This window comes from Amycolatopsis sp. WAC 01375 (assembly GCF_003947325.1).
GTDB lineage: Bacteria > Actinomycetota > Actinomycetes > Mycobacteriales > Pseudonocardiaceae > Amycolatopsis.
In genome coordinates, this window is record NZ_QHHW01000065.1 from 1 (window position 1) to 17,257 (window position 17,257).

Below are 17,257 nucleotides of genomic sequence, written 5' to 3' on the forward strand. Positions count from 1 at the left end.
CGGCCGCGGCCGCCGGGATCTCCTGCGTACCGCCGCCGGCGGCGAGCGCCACCGCGACCGCGGCGACGATGGCCGCGCTCGATCCGGCCACTCCGGCGAACTGGCGCGGTCCGGCCGCGGCCGCACCGGCGGCCCCGCCCGAACTCGAACCCGCGGCGGCGGCCGTCGCGGCCGCGGTGACCGCGCCCGCCTTGCCCGCGCCGGTCGTCGCCAGATAACCGAGAGCCGCGCCACCGAGCACGATCGGCGCGATGATCCCGCGCAGACCGGTGTTGACGTCGGCCAGTTCCGCGGCCAGCGCGCGACAGTTCTCGCATTCGTCCAGGTGGCTCTCGACCTGGGCACGTTCGCGTTTGGACAACCCGTCGCGGGTCCACGCGCCGAGCTTGTCCGCGCTCGCGCGGCACCGTTCGGCGGAGTTCTCGGCCAGGTGGACCTGCAGATAAGCCTGCCGCAGACCTTCACGTGCGCGGTAGGCGAGCGCGGAGACCCCGTTCGCGGTCAGCCCCAGCAGCGGGGCGACCTCGGCGGGTGTCTGCCCCTCGATCTCGGTGTGCCACAGCACCGCCTGCCACCGCTCGGGCAGCCGGGCGAACGCCTTCGCGGCGAGCGTGCGCTCCAGCCCGGCGACGGCGGTGTCGGAGAAGGGGACCGTCAGCGCTTCGCCGACGGCGCCGCCGACGTCGGACATGTCCTCGTTCAGGTCGACGCGCTTGTCCTTGCGCGTCTTGTCGTAGGCGGTGTGCCGGAGCGCGGTCAGCAGGTACGCGCGGAACGCGGCGTCGGGGCCTTTGCCGACGCGCAGCGTGTCCAGCACCTTCGCGAAGGCTTCCGAAACGAGGTCGTCGGCCTCGGAACTCGAGCGGGCGAGCTGGCGGGCGAGGTTGTGCGCCGCGCCGGCGTGGCGCTCGTACAGGGTTCCGTAGGACGCGATCTTCCCGTCACGCACCTCGGCGATCAGCTCGGCGTCACTCCTACCGGAGAGATCGGCGGGAACGGTGGACACGGGGCTCCTTCATCTGCTGGTTCGGCGGGTCTACTTTCTTAAACGCCCGAACCCGCTCAGTGTGACGGACTGGGCGACGCACGTCACCTCGCGGCCCCGTCGATGACCCGGAGAGCGCAACACCTTCACCCGCACCGGGGTTACCGAAGAGTTCGGAAAGATCCTTGGAAAACGCCGTCACGCGCGGCGTGGACCGGCGTCCCCACCGTGAAGCGATCGCAAGATCGAAAAGATCGGAACGGAAAGGGGCGGTGGGCAGTGGACGTACCGGCCACCGGTGCGCCGTCCGGGGGATCCGACGGGCAAACCGCCTGGAACCGGTTCGAACGAGATCGCACGCTCCGCGCACTGCGGGCCCGCTGGCGCACGGCCAGCCTGGCCGCGGGCTGGCGTTTCCCCAGTGACTGGGGCCTCCCCGAGGTCGACGCCGTCTGCGCGGCGGTGATCAAGAACGGCCGGGTCGCTCCCGCCGAGGTGGCGGAGACCGCCCTCGCGGGGCTGGGCCGGGCACGGGCCGCCGCGGGTGCCGGGCTGGCCGAAACGCTCGCGGACCTCGCGGCGTTGCACGCCGTGCTCGCCGATCCGGACGCGGTCGACGGCTTCCTCGAACCGGATGTCGACTCCACACCCTCCCGGTTACTCCGGGTGACGGCGCTGGCGTGGGCGGACGTCGCGACCGACCAGCTCGTGAACACCGAGGTCACCGAACCGCTCACCGGGCTGCCCACGGCCGCGTACCTGAGGACCCGGTTGAGCGAGCTGTACCGCCAGGCCCGTCGTGACGAACGGCCGGTCTCGGAGGCGCACACGCTGCTCGTGGTGTCGATGGACTTCAGCTCGGTCGCCGGCTGGCCCCGGCTGACCGGGATGATCCTGGTCGCGGACGCCTTGAAGCAGGTGTTCGACGGTGGGGAAAGCGTCGCCTCGATCGGGCCGTCCGTCGCGGGCGTGCTCGTCCCGAAGGACGTGCGGCTCGCCTCGTCCGGCGTCGCGTTGCGAAGGGCGCTCAACGAGCGGCTTTCGGTGGACGCCCAGCTTCGGGACACCGGCCGCCCGCAGATCTCGGCCGTCCGGCTCCCGGCGACCTACGATCTGGCGTGCGATCTCCTCGGTAGTCTCGCGCGCTCCTGACGCGGGGTAGCGTAAGACGTTCTCCAGGTCACGGCCGACCCTGTCGACCAGGCACGACCCGGTTCATGATTTCCTGTTTGCGTGACCCGGACTGTTCCCGCCGACGCCAACGGCGACGTTTCGGCGAGCCGCCCGCAGCATCGTCTCTCGCTGCGGAGGTCGCTCGCCCGCTTGTCCGTCCGGCCGAGATCGATCCTGATCCTGTCGGTGATCCCGCTGGTCGCGATCGGTTTCGGTATCTGGGGCTGGCAGCACGAATGGGTGCTCGGCGTGGACAGCGCGGTCTACCGCGCCGGCGCCGAGACGCTGTTGAACGGCGACCCGCTGTACGACGCGAACACCCTTCCGGTGGAACCGTGGTGGGCGCTGTTGCCGTTCACCTACCCGCCGACCGCCGCGCTGCTGTTCATCCCGCTCGCGCTGGTCCCGACGCAGGTCGCCTGGGGGCTCCTGACCGCGGTCTCGCTGCTCGCGCTGGCGCTGTGCGTCCGGATCGCCATCGGCGCACTGCCGAAGCCCTCGACCGACGGCCCCCGCTGGTGGGCCTCGCCCGCCCGCTCGACGATCGCGTTCTTCCTGGTCTTCCTCGGCCTCGAGCCGGTGTGGCGCACGATCTTCCTCGGCCAGATCAACATCATCCTGATGGCGCTGGTCATGCTCGACATCCTCGTCATCGGGGCGAGGGGAAGCCGCTGGGGCGGCGTGCTCGTCGGCGTCGCGGCCGCGGTCAAGCTCACCCCGATCGTGTTCCTGGGGCATCTCTTCATCACCGGCCGCCGGATGGACGCCATCCGCGGGCTCATCACCTTCGTCGTGATGCAGGGCCTGATGTTCCTGATCATCCCGCACGACGCGGCCCGGTACTGGACCTACACACTGCCCGACACCGGCCGCATCGGCCCGGTGCACTGGGCGGGCAACCAGTCGCTGAACGCGCTGATGAACCGCTTCACCGAGCTCGCGCCCTGGGCGTCGAAAGCGGCGATGGGGATCGGCGCGCTGCTCGCGATCCCGGCGATCTGGCTGGTGCTGCGCTTCCACCGCAAGGGCCAGGCGCTCGCGGCGATGCTCGTGACGGCGTTCTGGATCCTGCTGATCTCGCCGATCTCCTGGACGCATCACTGGGTGTGGGTGGCGCCGCTTGTCGTCCTGCTGGTCTCGCGGCTGCCGAAGACCACGCCCGCCACCGCGTGGAAACGCTGGCTCGGCACCTTCGCGGTGTTCTTCGTCTTCATCAGCTGCGTGCTGCTGATCTTGCCGAACGGCCGGAATGTCGAGCTGCACTGGAAGGTGTGGGAGAACATCCTCGGCAGCGCGTACATCCTCATGCCACTGGTACTGGCGCTCGCGCTCGCCGGGCGCTGGTGGTATCTGCGGCGGAAGCGGAGCGACGACGACAAGCATGCTGAAGTCACGGCAGGCGGCTGACCCCCGGATCGTCGGGGCGACGCTGGCGGGTGTGCTCGCACTGGCGATGCTCGCGCTGGGCGTCGTCGCCTGGCTGGGGGAATGGCACCTCGGCGCGGACAGCGCCGTCTACCGCGCCGGAGCTCTCACCCTGCTGAAGGGTGAACCGCTCTACACCCGCGAGGCGCTGACGACACTGCCGCCGTGGGTGCTGCTGCCGTTCACCTACACCCCGGCCGCCGCGCCGCTGTTCCTGCCGCTCGCGATCGTCCCCGCCGGGCTGACCTGGGGCGTCGTGGGCGCGCTCTCCCTGGTCTGCCTGAGCGTCGTGATCTCCGTGGTCGCCCGCGCCTGCGGTGCCCCCATCACCCGGTGGTGGGTGCTGCCGCTGGCCACGGCGGGGGCGCTGGCGCTGGAGCCGGTCTGGAAGACGATCTTCCTCGGGCAGATCAACCTCATCCTGATGGCGTTGATCGTCCTCGACGTCCTGGTGCTTTCGGCCCGTGGTTCGCGCTGGGCGGGCGTGCTGATCGGGATCTCGGCCGCGATCAAGCTGACGCCGCTGATCTTCGTGCCGCATCTGCTGTTCACCGGCCGCTGGAAGGACGCGCTGCGGGCCCTCGGCACGTTCGTCGCGCTCGAAGCCGTGATGTTCGCGGTGATCCCCGGGGACGCCGTCCGGTTCTGGACGGAGTCGGCGACCGACCCCAGCCGGGTCGGCTCCGTGCACTGGATCTTCAACCAATCACTCAACGGACTGGTGAACCGCGCTTCGGAACTCGCGCCGTGGTCGCTGACCGTGGCCATCGCGATCGCCGCCGTCCTCGCCGTACCCGCCGTCTGGCTGGTCGTGCGCCTGCATCGCCGCGGCGATCCCGTCGGCGCGCTGCTGGTGACCGCGTTCTACGGGCTGTTGCTCTCGCCGGTGTCCTGGTCACACCACTGGGTGTGGACGGTGCCGCTGCTCGTCCTGCTCGTCCTCCGCCGATCGTGGGTTCCGGCCGCGGGGGTCGCGGTGCTGTTCGCGAGCGGGATGATCATGTTCGTGCCCAACGGCGGGGACACCGAGTTCGGCTGGGGGATGGGCTGGTCACTGCTCGGCAACATCTATGTCCTCACGGCTGCGATCGCCATCACAGGCCTGGCCGCAAGGGAACTGCGACGCGGGTCCGCCCAGGTCGTGGCCGTGGCGGCCAAGTAATCTCATCCGCGGAATCGGCTTTTGAGCGGGAGTGTGCGGCAGTAGTGGACAAGCGAACCGGTCTTCCGATCGTGGGCATGGTTGGCGGCGGACAGCTGGCCAGGATGACCCACCAGGCGGCGATCTCCCTCGGCCAGTCCCTGCGCGTGCTGGCCGCCGGGGAGAACGAATCCGCCGGCCTCGTCGCAGGTGAGGTCGTGCACGGGCACCACACCGACCTCGAAGCGCTGCGCTCGTTCGCCGCCGAGGTCGACGTGCTGACCTTCGACCACGAGCACGTCCCCGGCGAGCACCTGCTGACGCTCGCGATGGAAGGCGTCACCATCCGGCCCGATCCGGCCGCGTTGTCGATGGCGCAGAACAAGCTCATCATGCGCGAGATGATGGCCGGACTCGAGATCCCCGGCCCCGCGTTCGCCGAAGTGTCCTCTGTGGACGACGTGATCACCTTCGGCGGCAAGCACTCCTGGCCGGTGGTGCTCAAGGCGGCGCAGGGCGGCTACGACGGCCGCGGCGTCTGGATGCTCGACACCGCACAGCACGCCCGCGAGACCGTCCCCGAACTGCTCGACGCCGGAACCCCGCTGCTGGTCGAGGAAAAGGTCGTCATGCGGCGCGAACTGTCCGCGCTCGTCGCCCGGTCGCCGTTCGGACAGGGCGCGGCGTGGCCGGTGGTGGAAACCGTGCAGTCCGGCGGGATCAACACCGAGGTGCTCGCGCCGGCGCCGGGGCTCAGCGTCCAGCGCACGCAGGAGGCGCAGGACCTGGCGCTGCGGATCGCCGCGACACTGAACGTGACCGGCCTGCTCGCCGTCGAGCTGTTCGAGACCGACGAAGGCCTGCTGGTCAACGAACTCGCCATGCGCCCGCACAACTCCGGGCACTGGACCCAGGACGGTTCGAAGACGTCGCAGTTCGAGCAGCACCTGCGTGCCGTGCTCGACTACCCCCTCGGCGTGACCGACCTGATCGCCCCCGCCTGCGTGATGGCGAACGTCCTCGGCGCCCCCGAGGCGCCCGAGATGGGGCCGGACGAACGGCTGCACCACCTGTTCGCGCGGTACCCGGACATCCGTGTCCACCTGTACGGCAAGGGCGAGCGTCCCGGCCGCAAACTCGGCCACGTCAACCTCGTCGGCGAACGCATGGAGGAGCTGCGCGACCGCGCGCTGCTCGCCGCACACTGGCTTTCCCACGCCGTCTGGCTCGACGGCTACGAAATTCACTAGGGAGTAATCGAATATGGCGCCGCAGGTTGGCCTGATCATGGGCAGCGACTCGGACTGGCCGACGATGGAAGCGGCCGGGCAGGCGCTGGCCGAGTTCGGCGTCGAATACGAGGTCGGCGTCTACTCGGCGCATCGCACCCCGCAGCGGATGCTCGACTACGCGACGTCGGCCGCTTCGCGCGGTGTGCGCGTGATCATCGCGGGCGCCGGCGGGGCCGCGCATCTGCCGGGCATGGTCGCGTCGGCGACGGTGCTGCCGGTGATCGGCGTGCCGGTGCCGCTGAAGTACCTCGACGGCATGGACTCGCTGCTCTCGATCGTCCAGATGCCCGCCGGTGTCCCGGTCGCGACGGTCTCCGTCGGCGGCGCACGCAACGCTGGGCTGCTCGCGGTGCGCATCCTCGCCGCGTCCGACGAGGGCTTGCAGGCGAAGATGGCCCGGTTCCAGGCGGACCTGGAACAGCTGGTGCTCGACAAGGACGCCGCACTGCGCAAACGCGTCGAAGGCTGAATCTGCTCCACTTCCTCCGATTCTTTGGAACTTGCTTGCGGGCGTAGGCCGTCACAGTAAGGTGTCAGGCGGGCACTGCCGGTCAGAACCGTCCGGTGGTGAAGGAGGGAGCACGATGCTTTGCTTTGTGATGCCGTCATGACGGCGCCGCAGGATCCGCGAGTGTTTCGCGATCGGGTGCGGGCCATGGAAGCCCGACTCACGGGGACCGTGCACATCGGACGGTCCGCGGATCAAGCGGTGGCCGCGACGGTGACCGGACGCGGCGAACTCGTCGATCTGCGGATCTCGGACAACGCACTGAACCGCGCACACCCTCAACTGCTCGGAAACAGCATCGTGCAGGCTGTCCACGCCGCGCGTGGCGCCGCCCACTCGGCCGCGGTCCCGGAGCTTGCGGCCGTGATCGGCAAAGAACCGGCCTCGCCGCCTATGTCGGAATGGGGAGCGGGGAGTCCGGATCGGCCACCGCCGACGCCACCGGTGGAGATGTCCACTGCCAGCCGGAGAGCGCGGGCGTCACGGGGCGAAGTGCCCGATGAAGAGAGCTACGACCAAGTCGACTTCCTCTCCGATGAGGACTTCGACGATCGGGGTGGCCACAGGTGAACACCCACGACAGGCTGTACCACCTTGCGAAGGAAATCGATACGAGAGTCACCGCGATCGAGCATGCCGCGAGCAGTGGTCGTGCGGCGATCCTGACTTGGAACATTCCTACCGGACTCGGCACGGTCACGGTGGACGGGATGGGCTCGTTGAGGTCGGTCGACTTGAACCCCGACGCCGTGGAAACACAGACGGCGGCGAGCCTGGCCCGGCACATCCTGCGCGCGATCAATGATGCCGAGCGTGCAGCGCGTACGAGGCGTGACGCACTGATCGAGGAAGCGGAGAAGGGAGGCTTTCGATGAGCGGCCCGTTCGAGCCGCTCGGCTCCAATGGCTCCGGCTACGAGGTGTATCCGGAAGCCCTTCGAAGGGCGACCGAGGACGTCTTTCATGCTGCCGGGCGTATCCGTGATTTCGCGAATGTCGACATCGAAGGACTGCGCCTCAATGTTCATGACGTCGGCATGCTCGGCGAAGAGGCCGGAATCATCGAAGCCTTCAACGGGATGATCGCCGAGTTGCAGGCAAAGAGCACTCGTGGCTTCGATCGCTTGATCAAGCTTGGGGACGCCATGGACAAGGCCGCCGACTACTACGACGCGCAGGACGAGGAGTACTACAAGCGCCTCCAGGACATCGAGAAAGACGGGAAATGATCGTGAGTGATTTGCCGGCATACCCGCTCGCCGCAGACCAGAAAATTCGCGATTTCGCCGGGCTTCCGCTTATCGGTCGTCCGGATGTTTTCCGCATGCTCGATGATATTCGAACGCGGCTTCTCGGTAACGCCGTCGGGATTCAAGAGATCGCGTTCCGGTTTGCAAGTAATGCCGCGATCCAAGGCGCGCACGACGACATCGGCGATGCGGTGCAGGCGTTGGCGGGCACCTGGACCGGCCGGGCGGCCGACCAGTTCGTCGCGCATGCCGCGAACGTGACCAATGCGCTCAAGTCGGAACAGGAGGCGGTAGCCGGAATTTCCGGAGTGATGGCGGGCATCGCGAACGAGGTGATCAAAACCTACGGTACGGCGATCACTCTCCTCGGCGAATGTGCCGGAGAGCTTGCCAAGATAGATTTGAAGGCACTGGTAGCCGCTCTGACTTCTGTTATTCCCGGGGTGAATCTGTTCACCTTCGCTGACGTCATAGATTCGGTTATCGAGGCACTCGGTGAACTCGTCAAAAAGATCAGCTCGCTGTTCGACGAGGCGCTCAAGTCAATCGGCGCTTTCAAGGCGGGTGCTATCAGTCTCGTGCAGATCCAGACGAATTTCGTGGAGGTTCCTGACCTTCGCGAAGGTTCCGGAATGGACGAGCAGAAGCAATGGAAGGTCGAGCCGGATGCTGTCCCGGAATAGTGTGAGTTTCGTATCTGTCGTCGTATTCGCGATAGTCGTGCTCGCAGGCGGGTGCGGTCCGGGCAAGCCCGACCCGTTGCTCAAGGAGCGGCCGGCGCCTGCCAGGGCAGGAGACGCGATCCCGGTTACGCCGGTCGAGCAACCTGTTGATCTCGCGTCTTTTCGGGCAGACCCTTGTGGCTCGCTGAAACGTGAGGATGTAGCGGCGTTGGTCATCGATCCGCCGGATCGGGTCAAGCCCAGTCGGGCGGATTCTCCTCTGCTGGGGTGTGCGTGGGTCACCCGGGACGCGCCGCAGTTGCGTGTGCAGATCCCGGCAGTGAAAGAAAAAAGCCTTGCCGGACTGACGGCGCTCAGTGCAAGTAATCAGGGCACATACTCCGGGTGGAGGGAATTGTCGATCGAAGGCCTGCCTGCGGCGCAGTACCACTTGTTCGGCGACATGAAGTCGTGCGCGATGGTGGTCGGCGTGTCGGACGACGCGGCTCTCGAGTTCGACTACATGGTTCCAGACGGGGTTGATTCGCAGTATTGGGGCACCGATCGGTGTGCGGGTGTGCTCAAGGCCGCGGAGCTGGTGATCGGCAACCTCCGCGGCCGGTGACACGCGATTAGTCACCTACTTGCGGTGGTTCACTCGGCGAGTTGCTTCCGCAGCTCTCGTTTGAGCACCTTCCCGGCGGCCGAAACCGGGATCTGGTCGACGAAGTGGATCGCGCGCAGCCGCTTGTAGGGCAGCACGCGAGCACCGACCGCCTCCAGCAGCTGCTCGGCGGTGACGTTCTCGTCGCTGCGCACCACGAACGCGACCGGCAGCTCGCCGACCTCGGTGTCCGGTTTGCCGACGACGGCCGCCGCGGAGACGCCGGGCAGGGTGATCAGCAGCTCTTCGAGCTCGCGCGGGAAGACGTTGTATCCCTTGTACAGCAGCATGTCCTTCTTGCGATCCACAATGGACAGATAGCCGTCCTCGTCGAGGATGCCGATGTCGCCGGTGTGCAGCCAGCCGTCGACGAGCGCGGCCGCGGTCTCCTCGGTGCGGTTGCGGTAGCCGGTCATCACCTGCGGGCCGCGCAGGCACACCTCGCCGCTTTCGCCCGCGGGCAACGGATCCTCGCCGCCCTCGGCCGAGACGATCTTGATCTCGGTGTCGGGCAGCGGAAGGCCGACCGAGCCGACCTTCCGGGTGGCGGAGCGATACGACGGCGCGATGATGGCGCCCATGGTGACCTCGGTGAGGCCATAGCCCTCGGTGATGATCACGCCGGGGAAGCGTTTCTGCAGGGCGCGGATCATCTCGTGGTTCATCGGCGCCGCACCGGAACCGATGGTCAGTACCGAAGACAGGTCGGCCGTGTGAAAATCGGGGCAGGCGAGCAGGGCGGCGAACAGCGCGGGCGCCCCGCCGATGGTGGTGACCCGCAGCAGCTCGGCGTCGGCCACGTACGCGGCCGGGTCGAAGCGGTCGTGCAGGACGACGGTGCCGCCATCGAGTAGCGGGACGTTCAGCGCGGCGATGGTGCCCATGGCGTGGAACCACGGCGTCAGGTTGAGGGCGACGCCGGTGCCGATCCGGGACGGCCATTCGTCCGGACCGCCGAGCTGGTCGACGATCACTTCTCCCGAGTCGTCGACGGCGGGGACCGCGCCCAGCCGCCAGCAGGAACTCTGCAGGCTGTTGACCACGACGTTCCGGTGCGGCAGGCAGACGCCCTTCGATCGTCCGGTGGTGCCGCCGGTGTACGCCAGATGGGCGAGGTCGCGGTGGATGTCGATCTCGACGTCCGGCCGCTCGTCGGAGTGAGCGGCGTAGAACCGCGTGAACTCGACTTCGTTCTCGCTCACTTCCTCGGGCGGGTGAACGATGACGCTCAGCCGGACCGCCGTCCGGTCACGGACCGCGGCGAGTATGCGCGCGACCGGGCCGACGGTGACGGCGGCGACCGCTCCGGCGTCGGCCAGCTGGAAGGCGAGGTCGTCGGGCGGCAGCAGCGGGTTCGCCGGGCTGAAGGTGGCGCCCGCGAGCAGCGTGCCGTAGTACGCGATCGGGTACGCCAGGCAGTTCGGCAGGTGAAGGGCCACGACGTCACCGCGGCCGATGCCCTCCGCGCGCAGGGCGTTCGCGAACCGGCAGGCCGCGCTGTACGTCTCGGCGAAGGTGAGGCTCTGGTCTCCGTGGGCGAAGGCGGTTCGGGAGCCCCATCGAGCAGCGGCGCCGGCCAGCACCGAGCCGACCGGGACCTCGGGATATTCGAGCGACCGGGGGAACGGGGTGAGCTGCATCACTCGAACGTACGGACTTTGCGGTCAAAGACACAAGCGCACGCGATGTCGCACAATGTGAACGAGCGCTAACATCGGTCGAACTCTCAAACGCGTTAGAAGAGGTGACGAAGGTGTCTGACGGCCCGGGTCTTTACCAGCTTGCCGAGGAGCACGAAGAGCTGCGGGCCGCGGTCCGTGCCTTGGCGGAGAAGGAAATCGAGCCGTACGCGGCCGAGGTCGACGAGGACGAGCGCTACCCGATCGAGGCGTACAACGCCCTGGTCAAGTCGGGTTTCAACGCCGTCCACATCGACGAGGCCTACGACGGCCAGGGTGCGGACGCCATCGCGGCCTGCATCGTGATCGAAGAGGTCGCGCGTGTCGACGCGTCGGCGTCGCTGATCCCGGCGGTGAACAAGCTGGGCACGGTGCCGATCATCCTTTCGGCGTCGGAAGACCTCAAGAAGCTCGTGCTGCCCTCGATCGCCTCCGGCGAGGCGTCGGCGTCGTACGCGCTTTCGGAGCGCGAAGCCGGCTCGGACACCGCGTCGATGCGCACCCGCGCGAAGCTCGACGGCGACCACTGGGTGCTCAACGGCACCAAGTGCTGGATCACCAACGCGGGTGAATCGTCCTGGTACACCGTAATGGCGGTGACCGACCCCAATGCCGAGAAGAAGGCCAACGGCATCTCCGCGTTCGTCGTGCACAAGGACGACCCCGGCTTCACCGTCGGCTCGAAGGAGCGGAAGCTCGGCATCAAGGGCTCGCCGACCCGCGAGATCCACTTCGAGAACTGCACCATCCCGGCCGACCGCATCATCGGCGAGCCCGGCACCGGCCTGAAGACCGCGCTGCGCACCCTCGACCACACCCGCCCGACCATCGGCGCGCAGGCGCTGGGCATCGCGCAGGGCGCACTCGACGCGTCGATCGCGTACGTCAAGGAGCGCAAGCAGTTCGGCAAGTCGATCTCGGAGTTCCAGGGCGTCCAGTTCATGCTGGCCGACATGGGCATCAAGATCGAAGCCGCCCGGAACCTCGTCTACGCCTCCGCCGCGGCGACCGAACGCGGCGACAAGCGCGGCGGTTACATGGCCGCGGCCGCGAAGGCGTACGCGTCGGACATCGCGATGTCGGTGACGACGGACGCCGTGCAGCTCTTCGGCGGCGCGGGCTACACCCGCGACTTCCCCGTGGAGCGCATGATGCGCGACGCGAAGATCACCCAGATCTACGAAGGCACCAACCAGATCCAGCGCATGGTCATGGCGCGCGCCCTGCTCAAGGGCTGATTCGATCTTGATCCGGTAGTTCGGGTGGCCCTGGCTGCTCATGATCAGGCCGCCTCCAGGCCGTCATGAGTGCCAGGCCGCCCGAACACCGCGTCGATGGCCTGTCGAGCCCGCTCGTGGCTCGACGGGACGAGGTGCGTGTACGTCCGCAGGGTGAACCCGGCATCGGAGTGGCCGAGGTACTCGGCGAGTTCCTTGATCGACACGGCGCGAGACAGCAGCGTCGAGGCGAAGAAGTGCCGCAGCGCGTGCATGCCGTCCGCCCGGCCACGGTAGGCGATCTCAGCCGCCCTGAACGCGCCCTGCCAGACCACCTTGGTGAACAGGTCCCCGGTGTAGAGCCGCCCCTCTTCTCCCGTCATCAGGAGTCGGACCGTCACGGGTTCGCCGTCCGGCTTCCGCCAGGGCAGCGTGACCGCGACGGACGGGAACCGGTCCTCGTGGTCGTCGATCTCGGCGAGCATGGCGGGGGAGAGTGGCACGGTTCGCGTCTTGCCACCCTTCGGCGGGGCGAACATCATCACACCCTTGACGGTCTTGATCTGCCGCTGCACATGGACGGTCATCGCGTCCCGATCGATGTCGTCCGGGGAGTACCCGAGGATTTCCCCTTGCCGCAGGCCCAGCCCAGAGCCCAGCGGAACAGCGATTCGGAACCGCTCGGCGAGCCCTTTCCGCACCTTGTGCACTCGCTCTTCCGGCCACACGACGACCTGCGGGCTTTCACCGACCGGCCGTCGAACCGTCTTGGCATGACAGGGGTTCTCGCGAATGAGCCTGTCGTCGACCGCTGAGTCCAGCACGCCGGCCACGATGGTGAACAGGACGACCTGATAGTTCGAGGACAGCCCCCGTTCGTCCATGTCGCCCACCCAGTCACGAATGGTGGACGGCTTGATCTGGCCGAACTTCAGGTGCCCGAAGGTCGGGTAGATTTGGCTTTCCAGGCGGCTACGAAGAATCTCGCGGGTGGCCGGGTCAGGGGAAGTGGCCTTGAGCCAGTTCTCACCCTGCTTGCGGAAGATCTTCGATGACGCCCGCGGATCGATGTACTTGTCTTCGCGCTTGTCCGACTCCACCCCGATGAGGAAGTCCTCAGCACGCTTCTTTTGCTTGTCCGGAAACGACTTTGAGCGTTCTTCGTTGTCCGGGTCGAGGTAGCGGACCTTGTACCGCATGCCGATGCCGTACAGCTCGGTCTTTTCGAGCACGGGCTTGCCCCGCCCGTTGAGGATGACCTTGCCGGTCTCCTTGTCACGGGCGGGGCGGTACCAGCGATCTTGAATGTGTCCCATCAGGCCGCCGCCTCGTCCGTGCTCCAGGCGCGGACCTTGGTCGGGTCGTATCGAAGGTGACGGCCGATCTTGCGGACCGGCGGACCTTCACCGAGCCACTTCCACTGGTAGAGCGTCTTGACCGGTACGCCGAGGTAGGCCGAGACGTCTTCGACCGACCACAGCCGGTCCACATTGCTCACGTTGTCCATCTCGTCCTCCTCAGGCTGCTAGTGGAGTTGCCGAAAGATTCGGCGGACTCTGCGCGGCTAGTAGTGCTTTGTCGTACTCGGCTTTCCACGTGATCCGTTCCGAGATCGCATGCATCACCAGGTGGTCCCGAGGCGGCACGGACGGGTCGCCGGAGTCGACCTTGCGCCAGACCAGGCGAGCCGGGTCCGGTGCGGGCTTTTCGATCCCAACCGCCGCCAGCGCTTCCAGGACGAACGCCTTCCGATCGGCCTTGTGGTCGACGAGCGTCTTGCCCGACCACTTGCGGGACACCAGCACCCGCCGACCGGGCAGGCCGAGGGTGGTCCGCCGGTGAGCCCGTCCCTTGCAGTGGCCTGGTGTCGTCTTTCCGTTGGCGCCCTTGGGGTTGATGCCGTAGAGCAGCCAGACCGCGCAGCGAGGCGAGCAGGGTGTCACCGACAGTTCCGCGTGCAACCGGTCGTGGTGATCCCTCTGCCGCGCCGTGTCGGCTTCGACCACCTCACCCGTGGATTTCGTGAGGTACTTGGTCAGGTAGCCGATGTGCCGCCCGGCTTCCTCCGAGCCACCAAGGATGCCCTTGGAGTGCACCTGACGGCCGAAGGTGACCACATGCGCCGGGTCTTCCACAGCCTCTACCGCGTCGTCCCAGTCGGTCAGCGGTTCGCGGGTGTCGGGATCGACGAACACTCTGGCGTCGCCGTCCCAGAGCGGCATCCGGTCGACGTAGACGACCTGGTCATGGTTAGGCCACCAGACTTGGTGATAGGTCGCCTCCGTCACCTGCCGAATGACGTCATGCGGCACTGATCCCCGGATAGCCGCGTGCAGGTGCGGAGCCGCCCGCCGTTGAGGCTCCACAGTGGCGAAGTACTGCGCGTCCCAGCCCACGACCCGCCGGAGGTTCTGCCACCACCGGTCCACGAGCGCGGAGAAGTGGACCGCGTCCCGAGCGGCCCGCCGGTAGTCATAGGTCGACGGATCGACCGGTGCGCCATCGGATCGGACGGGGCCGTAGGTGTCGCAGGTGAGCGTGACGAACATCGACGGCCGGAACCGTCCCGCGTACTCGCGGCCCACGGTGGTCTTGGCGACCTTCCGGCGAGGCAGGTTCGGCGCGTCCTGCCGCCGTTTCGTCGAGCGCTTCACCGCCCTCTTCGTGGGCGGGTCGATCGAGGGGAGACGGCCGCGCATCCCGAGTTGCCGAAGTTCGTCGTCGACGCCTTGGATCTCCTCCCGCAGCTCCTCGGCTTCCGCCTGGTTGGTCTCTTGTCGGTAAGTGGCGACGAGGTCAGCCCGGAATGCCAGCAGTTCCGTTTGGGTCTCGGAGGGCGGCTCCGGGGTGAAGTCGGGTTCGGTCTCCATGTGCCAGCCTTCGCGGCACTGGACTTGTCGCAGCGCCTTGGCCTTGCGAGCACACGGGAGGCAGACCGATTCGACGGTCGAGCCGCAGGGAACGGGGACGTAGCGAAGCTCTCCGGTGTCGGTGTCGCCGACTTCCATCGTGAACGGCCGGACACAAACCCCGTGCTTCTCTGCCGTCGCTTTCACCACGTCGGAGGCGAGGGGTTCGCGCATCCGGGCGGCCCGGGTTTTGGCCGGCATAGTCACCGCGGATTCCTGGCTACTCATCAGGCAGCCACCTCCCCAGGCGTGTCCCACTGCCGCAGCACGAACACCGGCATCTCCTGCCGCATCCCCGCAGGCAGATCAGGGAACGTGGCTTCGTCGAACCAGACGCCGCCGTAAACGACCACAGGGATGCCGCAGGGAGTCCGGCCACTGAGTTCCAGGTGCACCGAGCCGCCGCCCGCAGGGCGCCACAGAGAGGCAGTCACGTCGTCGAGCGAGGCAGCCCACGTGAGCAGCCCACGAGCCACGTCCTCCAGGCGGTCAGAGTCGAGCTGCACCGTGATCGGATCAGGACCCACCCCGACCCGAACCGACGCGGTCGGAGGGAGCGCGAACGAATCCAAGTGGTCGCGGATCGCGTCGAGGAAGACCATCAGCCGGTTCATGCCGCCCTCCCTTCGGAGAGTCCAACCACGTGAGTGCCACAGTTGGTCACGTAGGTCTCCAGGGCCTTGATCCCCTCGTCGGCGACCCATCCGGCCCGGACGCGCAGGGGTTCGCGGACGCCTTCGCCCCAGACGTAGCCGACACCGGCTTCGGAATCGCCGATCCGGTTCGCCCAGGCACCGCGTTCGTAAGCGCCGTCGCCGAGCACCATCCCGACGTGGGTCTTGGAGGTCACCCGCAGGCAGACGCGGCGCGGGAACAGTTCTCGAACCGGGACGGTGTCCTTCGTGGGTTCCTGGACGTAGCCGCGCACCGTGATGCCCAAGGCCCGCCCCTGCGTCGTGAGAAGCGCGACCTTCTCGACGATCGCGTCGCGGGTCTTGCGGTCGGTGTACTTGGTCAGCGCGCCGATCTCGTCGAACTCCAGAACCTCTAGCGGATGCTCGACGCTGATCGGGATCATGCGCACGCGTCCGGCGAACTCGTGCTTGCGGGCTTCCATTTCCTCAAGCAGGCCGTCGAGGAGTTCGAGCGCCTGCTTGCCGGTCACCGCGTACCGGGCGAAGATCCCGCGCCCGTAGGCGAGTTCCATCCCCTTCGGGTCGATGCCAGACACCCGGACCACACCGGACCGGATCGCGGGTGCGGCCGACACCAGCGGGCACCACATGACCGAGTTTTTGCCTGATCCGGTCGCGCCAGCGGTCAGGCAGTGCGCGCCCGAGCCGACCAGCGGTACCCGCCAGTCCGAGCCGTACTCCGTGGTCCCGGACCACACATGCCGCAGATCCACGCCGATCCCATCGGGAGATATCAGGTCAGGGACCGGAAGGGAGGTCACCGCGGATTTGAGTAGGTCCCGGCGCTGGAAGTCGATGGAGACCACGTTGGGCTCCAGTTCCCGCACCTGGCAGCGCTTGACCTTGCGCGCCACCGCCAGCGCCCGCGCGGCCTCGTCGAAGTCCTCGGGCTTCTGCCCAGGAACGAGCTGGACCCGCACCTCGTCCCACGACGGTCCCGACCGGACCTTGAGCACCTTCGGCACCTGAACGGCCCGTGATGCCGAGGCGGCCTTGCGGGACAGCAATCGTCGACGGCCGACCAGGTTTACCGTCACTTCCACCGGCAGGGTCTCGTCCCGGATGCTCAGCCCGCAGGCGTGCAGCCAGGCCGGGAGCTTGCGCGCGTAGACCGCCCAGCGCATCCACCAGGAGCGCAGGAACCGGCCGCAGTGGTGGTCATAGGACACCACGTCAATCAGCCGCCACGACGCCAGCACGGCGACGACCGAGCCAGTCACGATCGCCAGGGGCAGCCACCCGAGGTACTGCCACCACGCCATGATCCCTACCACGGCGAGACTGGTCCGCCAGCGCGTGATGGCTTGCTTTCCCAGCCACAGCAACGCTTTCATCAGCCACCAGAGGGCGATGAAGACCAGTGCGGCCGCCGCCAGGACTTCCGCGATTGTGGCGAGCGCACGCCCGATCTTGTGCAGCAGCCACACCACTACACCGAGCACCCCGCCGCCGATGAGAAGGACACCGATCCCGTTCATCGGCGACCACCACCGGTCAGGTCCAGCGGCAGCATTCCCCGGCAGGGAGCACATTCCGTCTCACCGGGGAGCAGCTTGGCGAACCGCTTGCAGACTGTGCAGCGCTTTTGGGTGACCCCGTCTAGCGGTCGCTTGTTGCCATCGTTTAGCGTTGTCATTGTTCACTTCCAGAGGTTGTGG

Annotated in this window: 18 protein-coding genes; 11 read left to right on the plus strand and 7 right to left on the minus strand. The window is 67.5% G+C overall.

The features are described from left to right. Positions 1-1,006 (minus strand): sigma-70 family RNA polymerase sigma factor (locus DL991_RS41880; RefSeq protein ID WP_199754314.1); only part of this gene is annotated, 1,006 nt, incomplete at its 3' end. Between the two features lie 258 nt (positions 1,007-1,264). On the opposite strand from DL991_RS41880, the gene DL991_RS41885 reads away from it, so the two are divergent. The 10 genes from DL991_RS41885 (at position 1,265) to DL991_RS41930 (ending at position 9,060) form a co-directional block, all read left to right on the plus strand. After that, the gene (locus DL991_RS41885) at positions 1,265-2,137 is read left to right on the plus strand and encodes a GGDEF domain-containing protein (RefSeq protein WP_125789897.1); all 873 of its coding nucleotides are present in this window, start codon (positions 1,265-1,267) and stop codon (positions 2,135-2,137) included. Positions 2,138-2,218: 81 nt separating this feature from the next. Beyond that, positions 2,219-3,565: a glycosyltransferase 87 family protein gene (locus DL991_RS41890; protein ID WP_125789898.1), complete on the plus strand. Its 1,347-nt coding sequence runs from the start codon at positions 2,219-2,221 to the stop codon at positions 3,563-3,565. After that, on the plus strand, positions 3,540-4,745 hold the full coding sequence (locus DL991_RS41895) for a glycosyltransferase 87 family protein (protein WP_125789899.1): 1,206 nt from the start codon (positions 3,540-3,542) through the stop codon (positions 4,743-4,745). Before DL991_RS41890 ends, DL991_RS41895 begins: the two co-directional genes overlap by 26 nt. A 44-nt stretch (positions 4,746-4,789) precedes the next feature. Then, positions 4,790-5,974, plus strand: coding sequence for a 5-(carboxyamino)imidazole ribonucleotide synthase (locus DL991_RS41900; RefSeq protein ID WP_125789900.1), 1,185 nt, complete (start codon positions 4,790-4,792; stop codon positions 5,972-5,974). Positions 5,975-5,987: 13 nt separating this feature from the next. Then, positions 5,988-6,485 (plus strand): 5-(carboxyamino)imidazole ribonucleotide mutase, encoded by a 498-nt coding sequence (gene purE, locus DL991_RS41905; protein WP_125789901.1) that lies wholly within the window; start codon positions 5,988-5,990, stop codon positions 6,483-6,485. Between the two features lie 138 nt (positions 6,486-6,623). Next, positions 6,624-7,094 (plus strand): YbaB/EbfC family nucleoid-associated protein, encoded by a 471-nt coding sequence (locus DL991_RS41910; protein ID WP_125789902.1) that lies wholly within the window; start codon positions 6,624-6,626, stop codon positions 7,092-7,094. Further along, the gene (locus DL991_RS41915) at positions 7,091-7,399 is read left to right on the plus strand and encodes a YbaB/EbfC family nucleoid-associated protein (protein WP_125789903.1); all 309 of its coding nucleotides are present in this window, start codon (positions 7,091-7,093) and stop codon (positions 7,397-7,399) included. The genes DL991_RS41910 and DL991_RS41915 overlap by 4 nt, the downstream gene beginning before the upstream one ends. Further along, positions 7,396-7,752 (plus strand): hypothetical protein, encoded by a 357-nt coding sequence (locus DL991_RS41920; protein ID WP_125789904.1) that lies wholly within the window; start codon positions 7,396-7,398, stop codon positions 7,750-7,752. Before DL991_RS41915 ends, DL991_RS41920 begins: the two co-directional genes overlap by 4 nt. A gap of 2 nt (positions 7,753-7,754) precedes the next feature. Beyond that, positions 7,755-8,456: a hypothetical protein gene (locus tag DL991_RS41925; protein WP_125789905.1), complete on the plus strand. Its 702-nt coding sequence runs from the start codon at positions 7,755-7,757 to the stop codon at positions 8,454-8,456. Beyond that, positions 8,440-9,060: a DUF3558 domain-containing protein gene (locus DL991_RS41930; RefSeq protein ID WP_125789906.1), complete on the plus strand. Its 621-nt coding sequence runs from the start codon at positions 8,440-8,442 to the stop codon at positions 9,058-9,060. The genes DL991_RS41925 and DL991_RS41930 overlap by 17 nt, the downstream gene beginning before the upstream one ends. A 29-nt stretch (positions 9,061-9,089) precedes the next feature. Here the strand turns inward: DL991_RS41930 and DL991_RS41935 are convergent, their stop codons facing one another. After that, positions 9,090-10,739 (minus strand): class I adenylate-forming enzyme family protein, encoded by a 1,650-nt coding sequence (locus DL991_RS41935; protein ID WP_125789907.1) that lies wholly within the window; start codon positions 10,737-10,739, stop codon positions 9,090-9,092. A 104-nt stretch (positions 10,740-10,843) separates the two neighbouring features. Here DL991_RS41935 and DL991_RS41940 point away from each other — a divergent pair, with 104 nt between their 5' ends. After that, a complete protein-coding gene (locus tag DL991_RS41940; RefSeq protein WP_185927251.1) occupies positions 10,844-12,016 on the plus strand; it encodes an acyl-CoA dehydrogenase family protein in 1,173 nt (390 codons plus the stop codon). Between the two features lie 44 nt (positions 12,017-12,060). On the opposite strand, the gene DL991_RS41945 is transcribed toward DL991_RS41940, so the two are convergent. From DL991_RS41945 to DL991_RS41965, 5 genes are read right to left on the minus strand one after another with little or no spacing between them, the layout of a single operon-like run. Further along, positions 12,061-13,311 (minus strand): site-specific integrase, encoded by a 1,251-nt coding sequence (locus DL991_RS41945; RefSeq protein WP_125789908.1) that lies wholly within the window; start codon positions 13,309-13,311, stop codon positions 12,061-12,063. Further along, positions 13,311-13,502 carry an AlpA family transcriptional regulator gene (locus DL991_RS41950; protein WP_125789909.1) on the minus strand — a complete coding sequence of 64 codons (192 nt, stop codon included), beginning with the start codon at positions 13,500-13,502 and terminating at the stop codon, positions 13,311-13,313. The genes DL991_RS41945 and DL991_RS41950 overlap by 1 nt, the downstream gene beginning before the upstream one ends. A gap of 10 nt (positions 13,503-13,512) precedes the next feature. Next, positions 13,513-15,132, minus strand: a complete 1,620-nt coding sequence (locus DL991_RS41955) for a replication initiator (RefSeq protein WP_125789910.1) — start codon at positions 15,130-15,132, stop codon at positions 13,513-13,515. Then, positions 15,132-15,518, minus strand: coding sequence for a hypothetical protein (locus tag DL991_RS41960; protein WP_125789911.1), 387 nt, complete (start codon positions 15,516-15,518; stop codon positions 15,132-15,134). Before DL991_RS41960 ends, DL991_RS41955 begins: the two co-directional genes overlap by 1 nt. Continuing rightward, positions 15,515-17,077: an FtsK/SpoIIIE domain-containing protein gene (locus DL991_RS41965; RefSeq protein WP_125789912.1), complete on the minus strand. Its 1,563-nt coding sequence runs from the start codon at positions 17,075-17,077 to the stop codon at positions 15,515-15,517. The genes DL991_RS41960 and DL991_RS41965 overlap by 4 nt, the downstream gene beginning before the upstream one ends. Between the last annotated feature and the right edge of the window lie 180 nt (positions 17,078-17,257).